This window comes from Ewingella sp. AOP8-B2-18 (assembly GCF_052376015.1).
In the GTDB taxonomy this organism is placed as follows: domain Bacteria; phylum Pseudomonadota; class Gammaproteobacteria; order Enterobacterales; family Enterobacteriaceae; genus Ewingella; species Ewingella allii.
In genome coordinates this window covers 68,509-83,672 of record NZ_JBQSVB010000012.1, presented here as the reverse complement: position 1 = coordinate 83,672, position 15,164 = coordinate 68,509, and the positions used below count along the sequence as shown (strand labels likewise).

The 15,164-nt window shown below is 55.7% G+C and carries 13 protein-coding genes; 8 read left to right on the top strand and 5 right to left on the bottom strand.

The features are described from left to right. Positions 1-190 precede the first annotated feature (190 nt). The 4 genes from hemY to hemC are packed head-to-tail and all read right to left on the bottom strand — an operon-like array spanning position 191 to position 4,273. Positions 191-1,387 (bottom strand): protoheme IX biogenesis protein HemY, encoded by a 1,197-nt coding sequence (hemY, locus tag ACT3RR_RS19525; protein WP_396132674.1) that lies wholly within the window; start codon positions 1,385-1,387, stop codon positions 191-193. Positions 1,388-1,390: 3 nt separating this feature from the next. Continuing rightward, the gene (gene hemX, locus ACT3RR_RS19520) at positions 1,391-2,572 is read right to left on the bottom strand and encodes a uroporphyrinogen-III C-methyltransferase (protein WP_485903888.1); all 1,182 of its coding nucleotides are present in this window, start codon (positions 2,570-2,572) and stop codon (positions 1,391-1,393) included. A 22-nt stretch (positions 2,573-2,594) separates the two neighbouring features. Continuing rightward, entirely contained in the window at positions 2,595-3,335 is a 741-nt protein-coding gene (gene hemD, locus ACT3RR_RS19515) for a uroporphyrinogen-III synthase (protein ID WP_353504377.1), read from the bottom strand. Next, a complete protein-coding gene (hemC, locus tag ACT3RR_RS19510; protein ID WP_353504378.1) occupies positions 3,332-4,273 on the bottom strand; it encodes a hydroxymethylbilane synthase in 942 nt (313 codons plus the stop codon). The genes hemD and hemC overlap by 4 nt, the downstream gene beginning before the upstream one ends. A 374-nt stretch (positions 4,274-4,647) precedes the next feature. Between hemC and ACT3RR_RS19505 the strand changes: the two genes are divergently transcribed. From ACT3RR_RS19505 to uvrD, 7 genes are all read left to right on the top strand, one after another. Next, a complete protein-coding gene (locus ACT3RR_RS19505; protein WP_353504379.1) occupies positions 4,648-7,206 on the top strand; it encodes a class I adenylate cyclase in 2,559 nt (852 codons plus the stop codon). Positions 7,207-7,342: 136 nt separating this feature from the next. Beyond that, a complete protein-coding gene (lptM, locus tag ACT3RR_RS19500; protein WP_034794786.1) occupies positions 7,343-7,546 on the top strand; it encodes an LPS translocon maturation chaperone LptM in 204 nt (67 codons plus the stop codon). Positions 7,547-7,648: 102 nt separating this feature from the next. Beyond that, a complete protein-coding gene (gene dapF / locus ACT3RR_RS19495) occupies positions 7,649-8,473 on the top strand; it encodes a diaminopimelate epimerase (RefSeq protein WP_034794790.1) in 825 nt (274 codons plus the stop codon). Further along, positions 8,470-9,174, top strand: coding sequence for a DUF484 domain-containing protein (locus tag ACT3RR_RS19490; protein WP_100935220.1), 705 nt, complete (start codon positions 8,470-8,472; stop codon positions 9,172-9,174). Before dapF ends, ACT3RR_RS19490 begins: the two co-directional genes overlap by 4 nt. Beyond that, positions 9,171-10,085, top strand: a complete 915-nt coding sequence (gene xerC, locus ACT3RR_RS19485) for a tyrosine recombinase XerC (protein ID WP_496200948.1) — start codon at positions 9,171-9,173, stop codon at positions 10,083-10,085. Before ACT3RR_RS19490 ends, xerC begins: the two co-directional genes overlap by 4 nt. Next, positions 10,085-10,801, top strand: coding sequence for a 5-amino-6-(5-phospho-D-ribitylamino)uracil phosphatase YigB (gene yigB / locus ACT3RR_RS19480; protein WP_496200947.1), 717 nt, complete (start codon positions 10,085-10,087; stop codon positions 10,799-10,801). Before xerC ends, yigB begins: the two co-directional genes overlap by 1 nt. Before the next feature lie 78 nt (positions 10,802-10,879). Then, on the top strand, positions 10,880-13,045 hold the full coding sequence (gene uvrD, locus ACT3RR_RS19475; RefSeq protein WP_353504384.1) for a DNA helicase II: 2,166 nt from the start codon (positions 10,880-10,882) through the stop codon (positions 13,043-13,045). 122 nt (positions 13,046-13,167) lie between these two features. Here the strand turns inward: uvrD and ACT3RR_RS19470 are convergent, their stop codons facing one another. Then, complete coding sequence (locus ACT3RR_RS19470; RefSeq protein ID WP_353504385.1) at positions 13,168-13,644, bottom strand: WbuC family cupin fold metalloprotein; 477 nt, start codon at positions 13,642-13,644, stop codon at positions 13,168-13,170. Positions 13,645-14,073: 429 nt separating this feature from the next. Between ACT3RR_RS19470 and corA the strand changes: the two genes are divergently transcribed. Then, positions 14,074-15,030, top strand: a complete 957-nt coding sequence (corA, locus tag ACT3RR_RS19465; RefSeq protein ID WP_034794805.1) for a magnesium/cobalt transporter CorA — start codon at positions 14,074-14,076, stop codon at positions 15,028-15,030. The last annotated feature ends 134 nt before the right edge of the window (positions 15,031-15,164 follow it).

The window sequence follows — 15,164 nt, the reverse complement described above, 5'->3', positions numbered from 1 at the left end:
CCTGATTGTTTTATGCACTTGCCTATCGGCAAGTGTTTTTTTTTGCCTAAATACCCGTCATCCTTGAAGCCGCAGAGGCGTTGGCTGCACTCCCTTACCCGAATCACTGGTAACTCGTATCTTATTGACAGAAATAAAAAAGGCCCCCGAAGGAGCCTTTCTGCAATAAGTATTTCTAGCCGCTCGAAGCTTACTGCTCTTGCGAGTTGTTCAGTGTCAGCATCAAGCCTTTGTGGCGCATTTCTGCGGCCTCTGCCGGTTTGTGGAGCTTATCCAGCGCGTCGGCCAGCCATGCGTAGTCGTAGGCGTCCGGGCGCTGTTTGAGTGCTTCACGGAAGGACTCCGCCGCCTGCGCCCACTCGCCGTGTTTCATCAACAGCTGCCCCAGCGTGCTGCTCAGCAGCGCGGTTGAGCCATTTTGCTTGATGATTTGACGCAGCGCCTTCTCCAGCTGTTCAGGATTACCTGAACGCAGTTTTGGCATCATGGCGACCAGACGTTCATCATATTGGCGCTTTATGCCGTCCAGAATCACTTCCTGCGCTAAGTCCTGATCGTTGCATTCAATCAGATGCGCCGCCATGGCGACCTGCAAGGCCACTTCATGGCGAGTTTTGCGGCTCTGGTCTTTCCACCAACGTTTCAGTCCGTCGCTGCCTTCCTCGGCCATGATTTGATTCATCAAGCCGATATAGGCCTGTTCTTGCAGCACGCGCAGCTCTTCATCGTCATGCACGCCCGCTTTTGCCATAGACGGCAAAATCTCCAGCAATGAGGCATAAGCCCCGGTGCGCAGATAGGCCTGCTCGGCCAGACGCAGGATTTCCGGATGGCGCGGAGACTGACCAATCAGACGATCCACGCCGTGGCGCGCCGCGTGGATCTCTCCCTGCGCCAGCTGAATACGCACGCGGGTGATATCCACCGGCATCTGGTCGATATCGGCGAGTTCGGCGGCGCGTTCCAGATACTGATTGGTGCGAATGTCATCACCGCGCTGCTGCGCCGCTTCCGCCGCCAGAAGGTAGTTCACTACCGGCTGATCTGCATGGTCTGCATTGCGCGCCAGCAGTTTCTCCATCTGACGATGGTCGCCTTCCGCCAGTTTTAACATGGCAGCCTGCGTCTGCTTACGCGCCTTAGAGCTTTTACGCCCGGCGAACCAGCCGCGAGTGCGCGCGCCGGTGCGGAACACGCGGCGCAGGATCCATTCAATGAAGAACAGAACCAGCATCAGCACCACGAACATGATAACCAAGCCGGTAACGCTGGTTTCAACGTTGTAGTTGTCGGTTTGGATCAGCACATAACCCTGATGCCCAGCGAGCATCGGGCCGACCACAATCCCGGCGATGATTATCAGGAATAACACTAAGACCTTTAGCATGCGTTATTCCCCCTGAGTAGAGGCTGCGGGCTGCTGAAGCAGATTACGCACCCGGGTTTGCATCAGTTTTTCCAGCATCGGCTGGCTTTTCAGCTGGTCCGGGACGTCCATCGAAATAGACTGCTGGCTCAGGTTGTCCACATCTTCAAGGAAAGCTTTGGTTGCCGGGTCGCTGGTATCAAAGTAGGCGCGAACCCAGGTGGAAACGGATTCAAGCGACTGTTTGTAGATCTCATCCTGATGGCGCGGCACGGCCTGGGCGGCAATCAGCAGCTTGGAGCGGATATTCTCGCGCAGATAGACATCTTGATTCGGCGCCAGCAGAGGCTCTGCGCTGCTATCGCGGCGGCGAATGGTGATGAAATCTGACATAAAGTTATGCCAGCTCTTGGTGAGGTTCTGACGCCATTCGCTGAGGGAGCTGGACAGGCTGGTGCCGTCGTCATCCATCGGCGCTTCATCGCTGTCGTTGTCGGCCAGACGCAGGTTATCTACCTGATTCGTCAGCTGATTAGTCTTTAGAATGATGCCGTCGAAGTCGACCTGAGTGACCGCCGACAGGCTGGACACATCCTCATTCAGCGCGCGACGCACCTCAATCAGGCTTGGGTCATTCATGTCGGCCAGACTGGCGTCGGCGCTTTTCAGCAGCGCGGCGGCGGTGGTGACGTCTTGGTCGCTCCACAGCTTACGGCCGGCCAGCTTCACCAGGAAGTCGGCCTGAGCCAGCAGCCAGGTTTTGGCATCGCTGCCGGAAATGCTGGCAACTTTATCCTGCAACTCGTTCAACTGGCGGCTGAAAGAGGCTTGCTGACGCTCGCTGGTCTGCTGCGATTTGTCTTGTTGGCTGAGCAGGTCGGCAATTTGCTGCTTGTCCTGCTGCTGGGTTTTCTGCAAAGCGATAAGTTGGTCTTGTAGCTCATCAACTGCCGCCGTTTGCTTCAGTCCCTGAGTGTGTCCGTGATAGTAAAGACCCGCCCCTAAGGCAATCACCAATACGATGGCGATAGCACCCAGAACTGGCGCAGTGCGCTGTTTTTTACGCAAAGCATTCAGCTGCTCATTTTGCCGATCTAACTGAATATCTTGTGGTTTTTCACGGTGATCAACATCTGGCTGTTGGGGGCTCTCAGCCGCAGGGGTGATCATGTCATCCTGTGCGGAAGGATTTTTTTGTTCCGTCATCTTGGCACATCCCTTAGTCAGGTTATTTTAATGCACGAATTAGCGCATCATTATCTGCGTTTTCGGCGACCCGAATATCCTGCCAGCCATACTGGCGGGCGAGGGTCGCTAAGCGTTCACTGACCACTATCAGGCTACAGCGTAGTAGCCAAGATTGGCGATAGTAATCAGGAACTAACGTATAAAGCTGTTCTAACATTTCTCCACTGGTGACCACCAGCGTATTGATACCGGCGCGCTGCCAGCTCGAGCTTTGCTCGCTGCCATCGTAATAAATCTGGCTGCGCTGATAACACTCACAGTAAGTCACTTCTACGCCGCGTTCCCGCAGCGTTTCAGCCAGCAGTTCACGTCCGCCATTGCCGCGCAAAATCAGCGCTTTTTTCCCCGCCAAATGTTGTAAATCTGGCAGGTTGAGCAGCACTTCGCTGGTTTCGCCGTCGTGTGGATAAATCACCGGCAGGCTACTCACACGATGGAAAAGCAGGCCGGTGGTGCGCCCAATCGCGTAATAATTGACGTGCTCGGGCCATGGCTGATTTACCTGCTGTAAAGCACGTTCTGCGTACTTAACAACATGCTGGGAAAGCACAAACACTAAGTCATGCTGGTTTAAAGAGGATAGCAGGTTCGGCAGAACCGCGAGTTCCCTTCCCGGCGCAAATTCAATCAAAGGGGAGTGATAGGCAACCCGACCAAGCGTTCTTAGTCTACTGACCAACAGTTCTCCAGAAGGAGAGGGGCGGGTTACCAATATACTCATTTTGGCGGATTACCTTGGTAGACTTCCTGCAGAATTTCACGGGCGCCCTTGGCCAGCAGCTCTTCGGCCAGATCAACCCCCATGCGCTCGGCGTCTGCCGTGTTGCCACGCCGTTCGCCACGCACCATTTGGCTGCCATCGGGTGCGCCGACCAGGGCGCGAAGCCAGATTTGGTCGCCGTCGATTTCCGCATAGCTGCCAATTGGCACCTGACATCCGCCTTCCAGCCGCGTGTTCATGGCACGTTCGGCCAGCACGCGCAGCGTGGTTTCGCGGTGTGCCAGCGGAGCCAGCAGTTCGCGGGTTTCGCTGTCATCAAGACGGCATTCGATACCCACGGCGCCTTGGCCCACGGCCGGCAAGCACTCTTCCGGCGTCAGCGCGGTGCGCACGCGGTCTTGCAAATTAAGGCGATTCAGGCCAGCGACGGCGAGAATAATCGCGTCGTAGTCGCCGTTATCGAGCTTCGCCAAACGGGTACCGACGTTGCCGCGCAAATCGCGAATCACTAAATCGGGGCGCTGTTCGCGCAGCTGACACTGGCGGCGCAGGCTCGAGGTGCCGACGACGCTGCCTTCTGGTAGGTCGGCGAGGCTGGCATAATGGTTGGACACGAAGGCGTCGCGCGGATCATCGCGCTCGCAAATCGTCACCAGACCTAAGCCTTCCGGGAATTCCACCGGAACGTCTTTCATTGAGTGAACCGCGATATCCGCGCGGCCGTCGAGCATGGCTAATTCCAGCTCTTTGACGAACAGACCTTTACCACCCACTTTCGCCAGCGGGGTATCTAAAATGATGTCGCCTTTGGTGACCATCGGAACCAGTTCGACCTGCAAACCGGGATGACAAGCCATTAATTGCTTCTGAACGTATTGTGCCTGCCACAGAGCCAGCGGGCTCTGTCGGGTGGCAATTCGAATGATTTTGTCTAACATGCTTGTTACCGTTTTACTATTTCGCTGACCATCCTACCACCGACAGAGGAAAGCTGTCAGCGTAAGAAGCCATCGCAAGCATCCATCGCTTTGTGACCAGAATTTGCAAACGGGCAGTAAATGACATGATTTTGTTAAAAGGTAATAAAGGAAAGAATGCAGCACAAAAGGGAATTGTTACGCAGGTGTTAAAGAAGTAAAATGCATAGTAGCGGAAGAATAATTGTGGTGCGTTACTTCCTTTACGGTCAATCGGCAAGGTGTTAAATTGATCACGTTTCCAGCATTTATCCGTCAACTAATTCTGCTTTTCGACAAATGACGGCTTTGGAACGGGGTTATTTCGAGACACTGGAAAATCAGGCGAAAAAGTCTTGTACTTGTATATCGAGACATTGAAGCAGAGATTGGATGCGATCAACCAACTTCGCGTAGATCGCGCCTTAGCGGCCATGGGGCCGGCTTTCCAACAGGTCTACAGTCTTCTGCCAGTTTTACTACATCACCATCATCCTTTGATGCCGGGATACCTTGAGGGCAAGGTTCCTCACGGCGTCTGCATCTTCACGCCTGATGATACCCAAAACGACTACCTTGCTGATCTTCAAGAGAAATGGGGCAGCCCGCTTGATGAGATGGCCAAAGGTGAATTGCCGATCACCGGCGTTTACTCCATGGGTAGCACCTCCTCCATTGGTCAAAGCCACAACTCGGACTTAGATATCTGGGTGTGCCACCAATCCTGGCTCGACAACGAAGAACGCAACCGCCTGCAGGAAAAATGCAGCCTGCTGGAGAAATGGGCCGCGTCGCTGGGCGTGGAACTGAGCTTCTTCCTGATCGACGAAAACCGCTTCCGCCACAATGAAAGCGGCAGCCTTGGCGGGGAAGACTGTGGCTCGACCCAGCACATTTTACTGCTCGATGAATTCTACCGTACTGCCGTGCGTCTGGCCGGGAAACGTATTCTGTGGAATATGGTGCCGGGCGAGGAAGAGGGGCATTACGACGAGTACGTCCTGTCGCTGTACGCGCAGGGCGCGCTGACGCCAAACGAATGGCTGGATCTCGGCGGCCTGAGCACGCTGTCTGCCGAAGAGTATTTCGGTGCCAGCCTGTGGCAGTTGTATAAGAGTATCGACTCGCCGTACAAGGCGGTGCTGAAAACCCTGCTGCTGGAAGCTTATTCGTGGGAGTACCCGAATACCCAGCTGTTGGCGATGGACATCAAACAGCGTCTGCATCAGGGCGAAATCGTCTGTTTCGGCCTCGACTCCTACTGCATGATGCTCGACCGCGTAACCCGCTACCTCACCCAGATTGAAGACACTACTCGCCTCGATTTAGTCCGCCGCTGCTTCTACTTAAAAGTGTGCGAAAAGCTGTCGCGCTCCCGCGCTTCCGTGGGCTGGCGTCGCGAAATCCTGACCCAACTGGTCAGCGAGTGGGGTTGGAGCGAAGAGCGTCTGGCGATTCTGGATAACCGCGCAAATTGGAAAATCGAGCGCGTCCGCGAAGCACATAACGAACTGCTCGACGCCATGATGCAGAGCTACCGTAACCTGATTCGTTTCGCTCGCCGCAACAACTTAAGCGTCAGCGCCAGCCCGCAGGATATCGGCGTGCTGACCCGTAAGTTGTACGCCGCTTTTGAAGCCCTGCCGGGCAAGGTGACGCTGGTTAACCCGCAGATCTCCCCTGACTTATCAGAAAGCGACCTGACCTTCATCCACGTGCCAATTGGCCGTGCGAACCGCGCGGGTTGGTATCTGTATAACCAGTCGCCGTCGATGGAATCTATCGTCAGCCATCAGCCGCTGGAATATAACCGTTATCTGAACAAGTTGGTGGCCTGGGCCTACTTCAACGGCCTGCTGACGCCGACCACGCGCCTGCACATTAAGAGCGGCAACTTGTGCGATATCGCCAAGTTACGTGAACTGGTGGCCGACGTGGCGCATCACTTCCCGCTGCGTTTGCCTGCTCCGACGCCAAAAGCGCTCTATAGCCCGTGTGAAATCCGCCATCTGGCGATCATCGTCAACCTTGAGCATGACCCGACCGCGGCCTTCCGCAATCAGGTGGTGCATTTCGATTTCCGCAAGCTGGACGTTTTCAGCTTCGGCCAGCAACAGCAGTGTCTGGTGGGCAGTATTGACCTGCTTTACCGTAACTCGTGGAATGAAGTGCGTACTCTGCATTTCAGCGGCGAGCAGGCGGTGCTGGAAGCGCTGAAAACCATTCTGGGCAAAATGCATCAGGACGCCGCGCCGCCGGAATCGGTGGAAGTGTTCTGCTACAGCCAGCATCTGCGCGGTTTGATTCGCACCCGTATTCAGCAACTGGTGTCTGAGTGCATCGAGCTGCGCCTGTCGAGCAAACGCCTCGAGCCGGGCCGTTTCAAAGCCGTGCGCGTTTCCGGCCAGACCTGGGGATTATTCTTCGAACGCCTGAGCGTGTCGGTGCAGAAGCTGGAAAACGCCATTGAGTTCTACGGCGCGATTTCCAATAACAAACTGCACGGCCTGTCTGTCAAAGTGCAGACCGACCAGGCGCACCTTCCGGCGGTGATTGATGGCTATGCCAGCGAAGGTATCATCCAGTTCTTCTTTGAAGAGGGGAATGATGAGGTGGGCTTCAACATCTATATACTGGATGAAGCCAACCGCGTTGAGGTTTACCACCACTGTGAAGGCAGTAAAGAGGATTTGGTGCGTGACGTGAGCCGCTTCTACTCGTCCTCCCACGACCGCTTTACCTATGGTTCGAGCTTTATCAATTTCAACTTGCCGCAGTTCTATCAGATTGTTTCGCTTGATGACCGCACGCAGGTGATCCCGTTCCGCAACAACCCGCTGTCTCATCTTTGCGCCACCGTGGGCGACAACGCGCCTGAATCGGCAAAAGTGCCCCAACGCTTCCAGCTGCATTAATCTCTCCCGTTGGAGATAGGCTTTCTTCGCAGCAAACGACTAAAACCTGCGGCCCGAAATCGTCATTCCTATTGCTTTTCATGATCCACCTGCGATTATAGAGAGCTTGGTCGCATGAATTACAGGCATTCATAAAATGAAAAACGCTTTACGCTGGTCTTTGGCCGCGACATTACTCTTTTCGCTCTCTGGTTGTGGTCTAAAAGGCCCACTCTATTTCCCGCCAGCCGATGGCTCGACGACCAACAAAAACGGTCAGGTCAAAGGCACGCCGGGCGATGGTTCATCACAAGAAAATGGCGTTTCACCAGAAAAGCTCGGCACGAAAACGCGCGACTAACGGCGTGAACATATTGCGCTTCCGGTAAGATTTTTAGCGGAAAACACAGTAGATTAAGGGATCATTGCGACTGGATTTGACCAGCGGTAAGCGGAGTAAAATATGCAGTTCTCCAAAATGCACGGCCTGGGCAACGACTTTATGGTCGTCGATGCCGTCACTCAAAATGTTTATTTCTCTCCAGAATTGATCCGTCGTCTGTCCGATCGTTTTCGCGGTGTTGGCTTTGACCAACTGCTGGTGGTTGAGCCACCTTACGATCCCGAACTGGATTTCCATTACCGTATTTTCAATGCGGATGGCAGCGAAGTTGCCCAGTGTGGTAACGGCGCGCGCTGCTTTGCCCGCTTTGTTCGTATCAAAGGCTTAACCAATAAACGTGATATTCGCGTCAGTACGCAAACCGGTCGTATGGTATTAACCGTCACCGAGGACGAACTGGTACAAGTGAATATGGGCGAGCCGATTTTTGAACCTCAGCAGGTGCCGTTCCGCGCGCCTAAGCAGGAAAAGACCTATATTCTTCGCGCTGAAGAACATACGGTATTCTGCGGCGTGGTCTCGATGGGCAACCCGCACTGCGTGTTGCAGGTCGAAGATGTCACCACGGCAAGCGTTGAGCTGCTAGGCCCGCTGCTGGAAAGCCACGAGCGTTTTCCTGAGCGCGTGAACGTCGGCTTTATGCAGGTGGTTGACCGAAACTCGGTCAAACTGCGCGTCTATGAGCGCGGCGCTGGCGAAACGCAGGCTTGTGGTAGCGGTGCCTGTGCGGCGGTTGCTGTCGGCATTCAACAGGGCATACTTGCTGAAGAAGTTCAGGTGGAACTGCCGGGAGGCAGCCTCGAAATTCGCTGGAAAGGGCCGGGTCACCCGCTTTATATGACCGGGCCAGCCACCCACGTATACGACGGATTTATTCATCTATGAACAATCTTGACGACCAGTTAGACGCCGCCATCGAGCTAGACGATGAAAGCGTGATGCAGTATTTGCTACAAAACCCCGACTTCTTTATCCGTAACGCGCGCAGCGTCGAGCAGATGCACGTGCCGCACCCGGTTAAAGGCAGCGTTTCCCTGGTGGAATGGCAGTTGGGGCGTCAGCGTCATCACATCGGCCAACTGGAAGAAGAGATCACCTTATTAATGGAGCAGGCTTCGGTGAACGAAGCCTTGTTCGGGCGTTTAATCGAGCTTCAGGCCACCCTCGCGGCGGCCACCAGTCTGCAAGATATGCTCAACCGGCTGCAACGCTGGGCGCGCGGGCTGGGTCTGGCCGGTGCCAACGTGCGTCTGTTTAGCGAAAGCTGGCGCATTGGCGCGCCGTCGGACTTCACCCATTTAGCGCTCAGCCGCAGCGCCTTTGAATCTCTGCGTATTCAACGCCTTGGCGATACCCACCACTTCCTCGGCAGCCTGAATGGCCCCGAGTTGCTGCTGGTATTGCCGCAGGCCAAAGCCGTCGGCTCCGTGGCGCTCTCCCTGATGGGGGAACAAGGCGAGCTAGGCATGCTGATTTTCAGCAGCCGCGACCCGCAACATTATCAGCCGGGGATGGGCACCGTGATGCTCAACCAGTTAGCGCGAATGCTGCCGGGCTTGCTGGAACGCTGGATAGAACGGGCATGAGCCAGCAAACTGACTCGCCGCTCAATACCGCAGTCGAGGCTTTTTTGCGTTATCTGCGGGTTGAGCGCCAGCTCAGTCCGCTCACCTCAACCAGCTACGGACGCCAGCTCGAAACGCTGGTGGCTATGGCAAGTGAAATTAATATCGCCAACTGGCAGCAGTTGGATGCCCCCAAAGTCCGCATGTTATTAGCTCGCAGCAAACGCGCCGGGCTTGGCGCTGCCAGTTTGGCTCTGCGCATGTCGGCGCTGCGCAGCTTCCTCGACTGGTTAGTGTTTCAAGGCGTTTTGCCTGCCAACCCGGCGAAAGGCATTGCCACGCCGCGCGCGCCTAAGCATCTGCCGAAAAATATCGACGTCGATGAAGTAAATAAATTGCTGGATATCGACCTCAACGACCCGCTGTCGGTGCGTGACCGCGCCATGTTGGAAGTGATGTACGGCGCGGGGCTGCGTCTGTCTGAAATGGTTGGCGTCAATACGCGCCATCTGGATTTGGCCTCGGGCGAAGTGTGGGTGGTGGGGAAAGGCAGCAAAGAGCGCAAAGTGCCGATAGGTCGCACGGCGGTGACGTGGATTGAGCACTGGCTGGAGCTGCGCGAGCTGTTTGGGCCGGAAGATGACGCCTTATTCCTGTCGAGCCAGGGCAAGCGTATCTCGGCGCGCAATGTACAAAAGCGATTTGCCGAGTGGGGCGTTAAGCAGGGAGTGAATAGCCATATTCATCCGCACAAGCTGCGCCACTCCTTTGCAACGCACGTTCTGGAGTCGAGTGGGGATCTGCGCGCCGTGCAGGAGCTGCTGGGCCACGCGAATTTATCGACCACCCAAATCTATACCCATCTCGACTTCCAACATCTGGCGTCGGTGTACGATGCCGCACATCCACGCGCTAAACGAGGAAAAACCTGATGAAGTTTTACCGTCCGCTTAACCGGATTGAGGCGATCAGCTTCGATTTAGACGATACGCTTTATGACAATTATCCGGTTATCCGTCGCACCGATGTCGAAACATTGAAATTTATTCAGGGCTATCACCCCGCGCTGGCGAATCTGCAAAGCGAGTTTATCCGCGAAGTGCGCGCCGAGCTGCTGGAGCAGGACGGCGAGATTTATCACGATGTTACCGAGTGGCGGCGTCAGGCGGTATTTCACGCCATGAAGCGTTCTGGCTTAAACGAAAACGAGGCCAGCGAAGGCTCCTATGCGGCGATGGAAAACTTCGCCCATTGGCGCAGTCAAATCACCGTTCCGCAGGAAAACCACGATGCGCTGGCGGCCTTAGCCAAACGCTGGCCGCTGGTGGCGATCACCAATGGTAATGCCGACCCGGAAGCCTGTGGCCTATCGCAGTACTTCCAATTTACCCTGCGCGGCGGCCCCGACGGGCGTGCCAAGCCTTACGTCGACATGTACCAAACGGCGTCTGAGAAGCTCGGCATCCCCCTTGAGCAGTTCCTGCACGTCGGCGATGACCTGACCACCGATGTCGCCGGTTCAGTAAGCTGCGGCATGCAGGCCTGCTGGATAAACCTGCGCGAAGGCAACCTGATGCAGGTCAAAGATGCCCGCCTGCTACCCCACATTGAGATTTCGCAGTTGGCATCGCTGACAGCATTGCTATAATCCCCTCATTCTCTGTATAAATTCACAGTAGAAAAGCGTCCCCCGTGGATGCTTTTCTCATCCAGACCTACGGTGCCTATGGACGTTTCTGACCTGCTCGACAGCTTAAATGAAAAACAACGTGAAGCCGTGGCCGCGCCGCGCAGCAATCTGTTGGTGCTGGCGGGAGCGGGCAGCGGCAAGACCCGCGTGCTGGTACATCGCATTGCCTGGCTTTTGTCGGTAGAGAACTGCTCGCCGTACTCCATCATGGCGGTGACTTTTACCAACAAAGCGGCGGCGGAGATGCGCCATCGTATCGATCAGCTGATTGGCACCAGTCAGGGCGGCATGTGGATCGGCACCTTCCACGGTCTGGCGCATCGCCTGCTGCGCGCCCACCATCTGGACGCCAATCTGCCGCAGGACTTCCAAATCCTCGACAGCGATGACCAGCTGCGCCTGTTGAAACGCATCGTTAAAGCATTGAATATTGACGATAAACAGTGGCCGCCGCGTCAGGCGATGTGGTACATCAACGCCAAAAAAGACGAAGGTTTGCGCCCGCAGCACGTCGAGACGTACAACAATCCGGTGGAAGCCACTTGGCTGCGCATCTATCAAGCTTATCAAGAGGCCTGTGACCGCGCCGGGCTGGTGGACTTCGCCGAGCTGCTGCTGCGCGCCCACGAGCTGTGGCTCAACAAGCCGCACATTCTTCAGCACTACCGCGAACGCTTTACCAACCTGATGGTGGACGAGTTTCAGGACACCAACGGCATTCAATATGCCTGGATCCGCCTGCTGGCGGGCAATAACAACAATGTGATGATCGTTGGCGATGATGACCAGTCAATCTACGGCTGGCGCGGCGCTCAGGTCGAAAACATTCAGCGTTTCCTGAAAGATTTCCCGAACGCGCACACCATTCGCCTTGAGCAGAATTATCGCTCCACCAGCAACATTCTGACCGCGGCCAACACCCTGATTGCCAACAACAGCGGGCGAATGGGCAAAAATCTGTGGACCGAAGACCCAGAGGGCGAGCCGATTTCTCTCTATTGCGCCTTTAACGAGCTGGATGAAGCGCGCTTCGTGGTCAACCGTATCAAGACGTGGCAGGACAACGGCGGCGCGCTGAAAGATTGCGCTATCCTCTATCGCAGCAACGCCCAGTCGCGCGTGCTGGAAGAAGCTTTACTGCAAATGGCCATGCCTTATCGCATCTACGGCGGGCAACGATTCTTCGAGCGTCAGGAAATCAAAGACGCCTTAGCCTATCTGCGCCTGATGGCCAACCGCAATGACGACGCCGCCTTTGAGCGCGTGGTCAACACGCCGACGCGCGGCATTGGCGATCGCACGCTGGACGTGGTGCGCCAGACTGCCCGTGACCGACAGCTGACCATGTGGCAATCCACCCGCGTGCTGCTGCAAGAGAAGGTGCTGGCGGGCCGCGCCGCGGCGTCATTACAGCGTTTCTGCGAACTGGTTGACGCACTGGCCCATGAAACTGCCGATATGCCGCTGCACGTGCAGACGGACCGCGTGATTAAAGATTCCGGCCTGTTCATGATGTATGAGCAGGAGAAGGGCGAGAAAGGCCAGGCGCGAATTGAAAACCTTGAGGAACTGGTGACGGCGACGCGCCAGTTCAGCTATCAGGATGAAGATCAGGACCTGATGCCGCTGCAGGCATTCCTCTCCCACGCCGCGCTGGAAGCCGGTGAGGGGCAGGCCGATGCCAATCAGGACGCCACGCAGCTGATGACGCTGCACTCGGCAAAAGGTCTGGAGTTCCCGCAGGTGTTTATCGTCGGCATGGAAGAGGGCATGTTCCCAAGCCAGATGTCGCTCGACGAGGGCGGCCGTCTGGAAGAAGAGCGCCGTCTGGCCTATGTCGGCGTAACCCGCGCCATGCAAAAGCTGACGCTGACTTACGCCGAAACGCGCCGTCTGTACGGCAAAGAGGTGTTCCACCGGCCTTCGCGCTTTGTGGGCGAACTGCCAGAAAACTGCGTCGAGGAAGTCCGCCTGCGCGCCAGCGTGTCGCGCCCGGTCAGCCATAAACGCATGGGAACGCCGGTCAGCACCAGCGATACCGGCTTTAAACTCGGCCAGCGCGTAATGCACCCGAAATTCGGCGAAGGCACTATCGTTAACATGGAAGGCAGCGGCGAGCACAGCCGCTTGCAGGTCGCGTTCCCCGGCGAAGGGATCAAGTGGCTGGTTGCGGCCTACGCAAGGTTAGAGGCAGTAAGCTAACTTACTGGCAATCTTGAGTTCGGGCAGTGTTCGACATCCTCATGGCCTCTGTGTCCATTCCGGTGTCTACGCGCTGGCCGAACTCAACCTTGCTGCGTCGTTAACGCTTACTATGTGGCAGACTAGACAGCAAACACATCCCCAATTTCGGCATTCGCATACCATTCCAGTGTCGCTTTGACGCGCTCGTCGCCCTCTGGCGCAGAGCCCGGCAGGTAATCTTCTTCGGTGACCGGCTGATAGGCGCCGTGCTTCACTTCAAAAATCACGCCGCCTTCATCCAGCGACAGAACGCTATGCCACGTATTGGCGGGGATCTCCAGCAGGCGAGTCTCACCGCCGAGCCACAGGCGGTCGGCGACTTTGCCTGATTCGTCATAGGTCAGCACCAAGAAACGGCCACGCAGCGGGGTCAGCAGCTCCCAGGTGTGCGGGTGGCGATGGATGCGTACGTAAGTGCCCGGCTCCATGGCGATGGCCAGACGCTGAACCTCGTCTTCCGGTGCAGGATGAATGTTAAGGTTCTGACGCAGGCGCGGGGAGTTGGTCGCCTTGGTGATTAAGTCACACAGGGTGTCTTGGCTAATCTGTTTAATCATCGGAATTCCTGTACCGCGAGTGGCGGTGAAGCACGAAAAAGAATTGCCCGAGTGTAGCCAAAAAGCGGGCATCACATAAGCCTGTGAGGGGCGTTAGGGCGCTGAGAAAATTATGCCTAAATGTTGCAAAATTCGTTTTGTTCTTTGTTGACACTGTTTTTCTTCTCGGCGTAACATGCGCGCACTAATATCAATGAGGAACTGCGCCTTGGACACACCCAGTAGATACTGGCTCGATAACCTGTTCTTAAGGTACCACTTCTAAGGCTATCCTCAATGCTGATAGCCTTAGTGGTTGTCGGCGACCCCCGTCTGTCGCTGTGAGTCGGATCTGAATTTGGTCTGAAACGTACTGGTGACTTTCAACCCCCGTATTTTTCTGTGCTTCAATGCGTTGTCCACACCTGTCACCTTAGGGAGAACGGACACATGCTGAGTGCTTTTAAGTTAGAAAACAGCCGCTTATCCCGTTTGGAACTGGAAGAAGGCGAGCCAGACGACCTGAAAACGTCGTTATGGGTTGACCTGATTGAACCCGATGAGCAAGAGCGTGAGCGCGTTCAATGTGAGCTAGGCCAAAGCCTGGCGACCCGTCCAGAGCTGGACGATATCGAAGCATCGGCCCGTTTCTTCGAAGATGAAGACGGCCTGCATATTCACTCCTTTTTCTATTTCGAAGATGCCGAAGACCACGCGGGCAACAGCACCGTGGCGTTTACTATTCGCGAAGGGCGTCTCTACACCCTGCGCGAGCGTGAACTGCCCGCGTTTCGCCTGTACCGCATGCGCGCCAGAAATCAAAAGCTTGGCGACGGCAACGCCTATGAGCTGCTGCTGGACCTGTTCGAAACCAAAATCGAACAGCTGGCGGATGAAATCGAAAACATCTACAGCGATCTAGAAAAACTTAGCCGGGTTATCATGGAAGGGCATCAGGGCGACGAATATGACGCCGCGCTCTCTACCTTGGCGGAGCTGGAAGACGTGGGCTGGAAAGTTCGCCTCTGTCTGATGGATACCCAGCGTGCGCTAAACTTCCTGGTGCGCAAGGCTCGTCTGCCAGCAGGTCAGCTGGAGCAGGCGCGCGAAGTATTGCGCGATATCGAATCCCTGCTGCCGCATAACGAATCCCTGTTCCAGAAGGTCAACTTCTTGATGCAGGCGGCGATGGGCTTTATCAATATCGAGCAGAACCGCATCATAAAAATCTTCTCGGTGGTCTCGGTGGTGTTCCTGCCGCCAACGCTGGTGGCATCAAGCTACGGGATGAACTTCGAGTTCATGCCGGAATTGAAGTGGAGCTTCGGCTATCCGGGGGCCATCAGCTTGATGATTCTGGCCGGACTCGCGCCTTACCTGTACTTCAAACGTAAAAACTGGCTGTAAGTTTTTATCAGCCAGCCTCTCGGGGCTGGCGGTTTGCCTCCCGCGAAAATCCCCTTTTTCCCGCAGATGTTCTAATTCTGTTAATAGTTTTTATGCTAAAACTATGCCTCCGCTTATGCCGATGTAGATTCAAA

Coding starts and splice junctions, on each gene's coding strand:
- hemY (WP_396132674.1), bottom strand. CDS start 1,387: ATGCTAAAGGTCTTAGTGTTATTCCTGATAATCATCGCCGGGATTGTG.
- hemX (WP_485903888.1), bottom strand. CDS start 2,572: ATGACGGAACAAAAAAATCCTTCCGCACAGGATGACATGATCACCCCT.
- hemD (WP_353504377.1), bottom strand. CDS start 3,335: ATGAGTATATTGGTAACCCGCCCCTCTCCTTCTGGAGAACTGTTGGTC.
- hemC (WP_353504378.1), bottom strand. CDS start 4,273: ATGTTAGACAAAATCATTCGAATTGCCACCCGACAGAGCCCGCTGGCT.
- lptM (WP_034794786.1), top strand. CDS start 7,343: ATGAAAAACGCTTTACGCTGGTCTTTGGCCGCGACATTACTCTTTTCG.
- dapF (WP_034794790.1), top strand. CDS start 7,649: ATGCAGTTCTCCAAAATGCACGGCCTGGGCAACGACTTTATGGTCGTC.
- ACT3RR_RS19490 (WP_100935220.1), top strand. CDS start 8,470: ATGAACAATCTTGACGACCAGTTAGACGCCGCCATCGAGCTAGACGAT.
- xerC (WP_496200948.1), top strand. CDS start 9,171: ATGAGCCAGCAAACTGACTCGCCGCTCAATACCGCAGTCGAGGCTTTT.
- yigB (WP_496200947.1), top strand. CDS start 10,085: ATGAAGTTTTACCGTCCGCTTAACCGGATTGAGGCGATCAGCTTCGAT.
- uvrD (WP_353504384.1), top strand. CDS start 10,880: ATGGACGTTTCTGACCTGCTCGACAGCTTAAATGAAAAACAACGTGAA.
- ACT3RR_RS19470 (WP_353504385.1), bottom strand. CDS start 13,644: ATGATTAAACAGATTAGCCAAGACACCCTGTGTGACTTAATCACCAAG.
- corA (WP_034794805.1), top strand. CDS start 14,074: ATGCTGAGTGCTTTTAAGTTAGAAAACAGCCGCTTATCCCGTTTGGAA.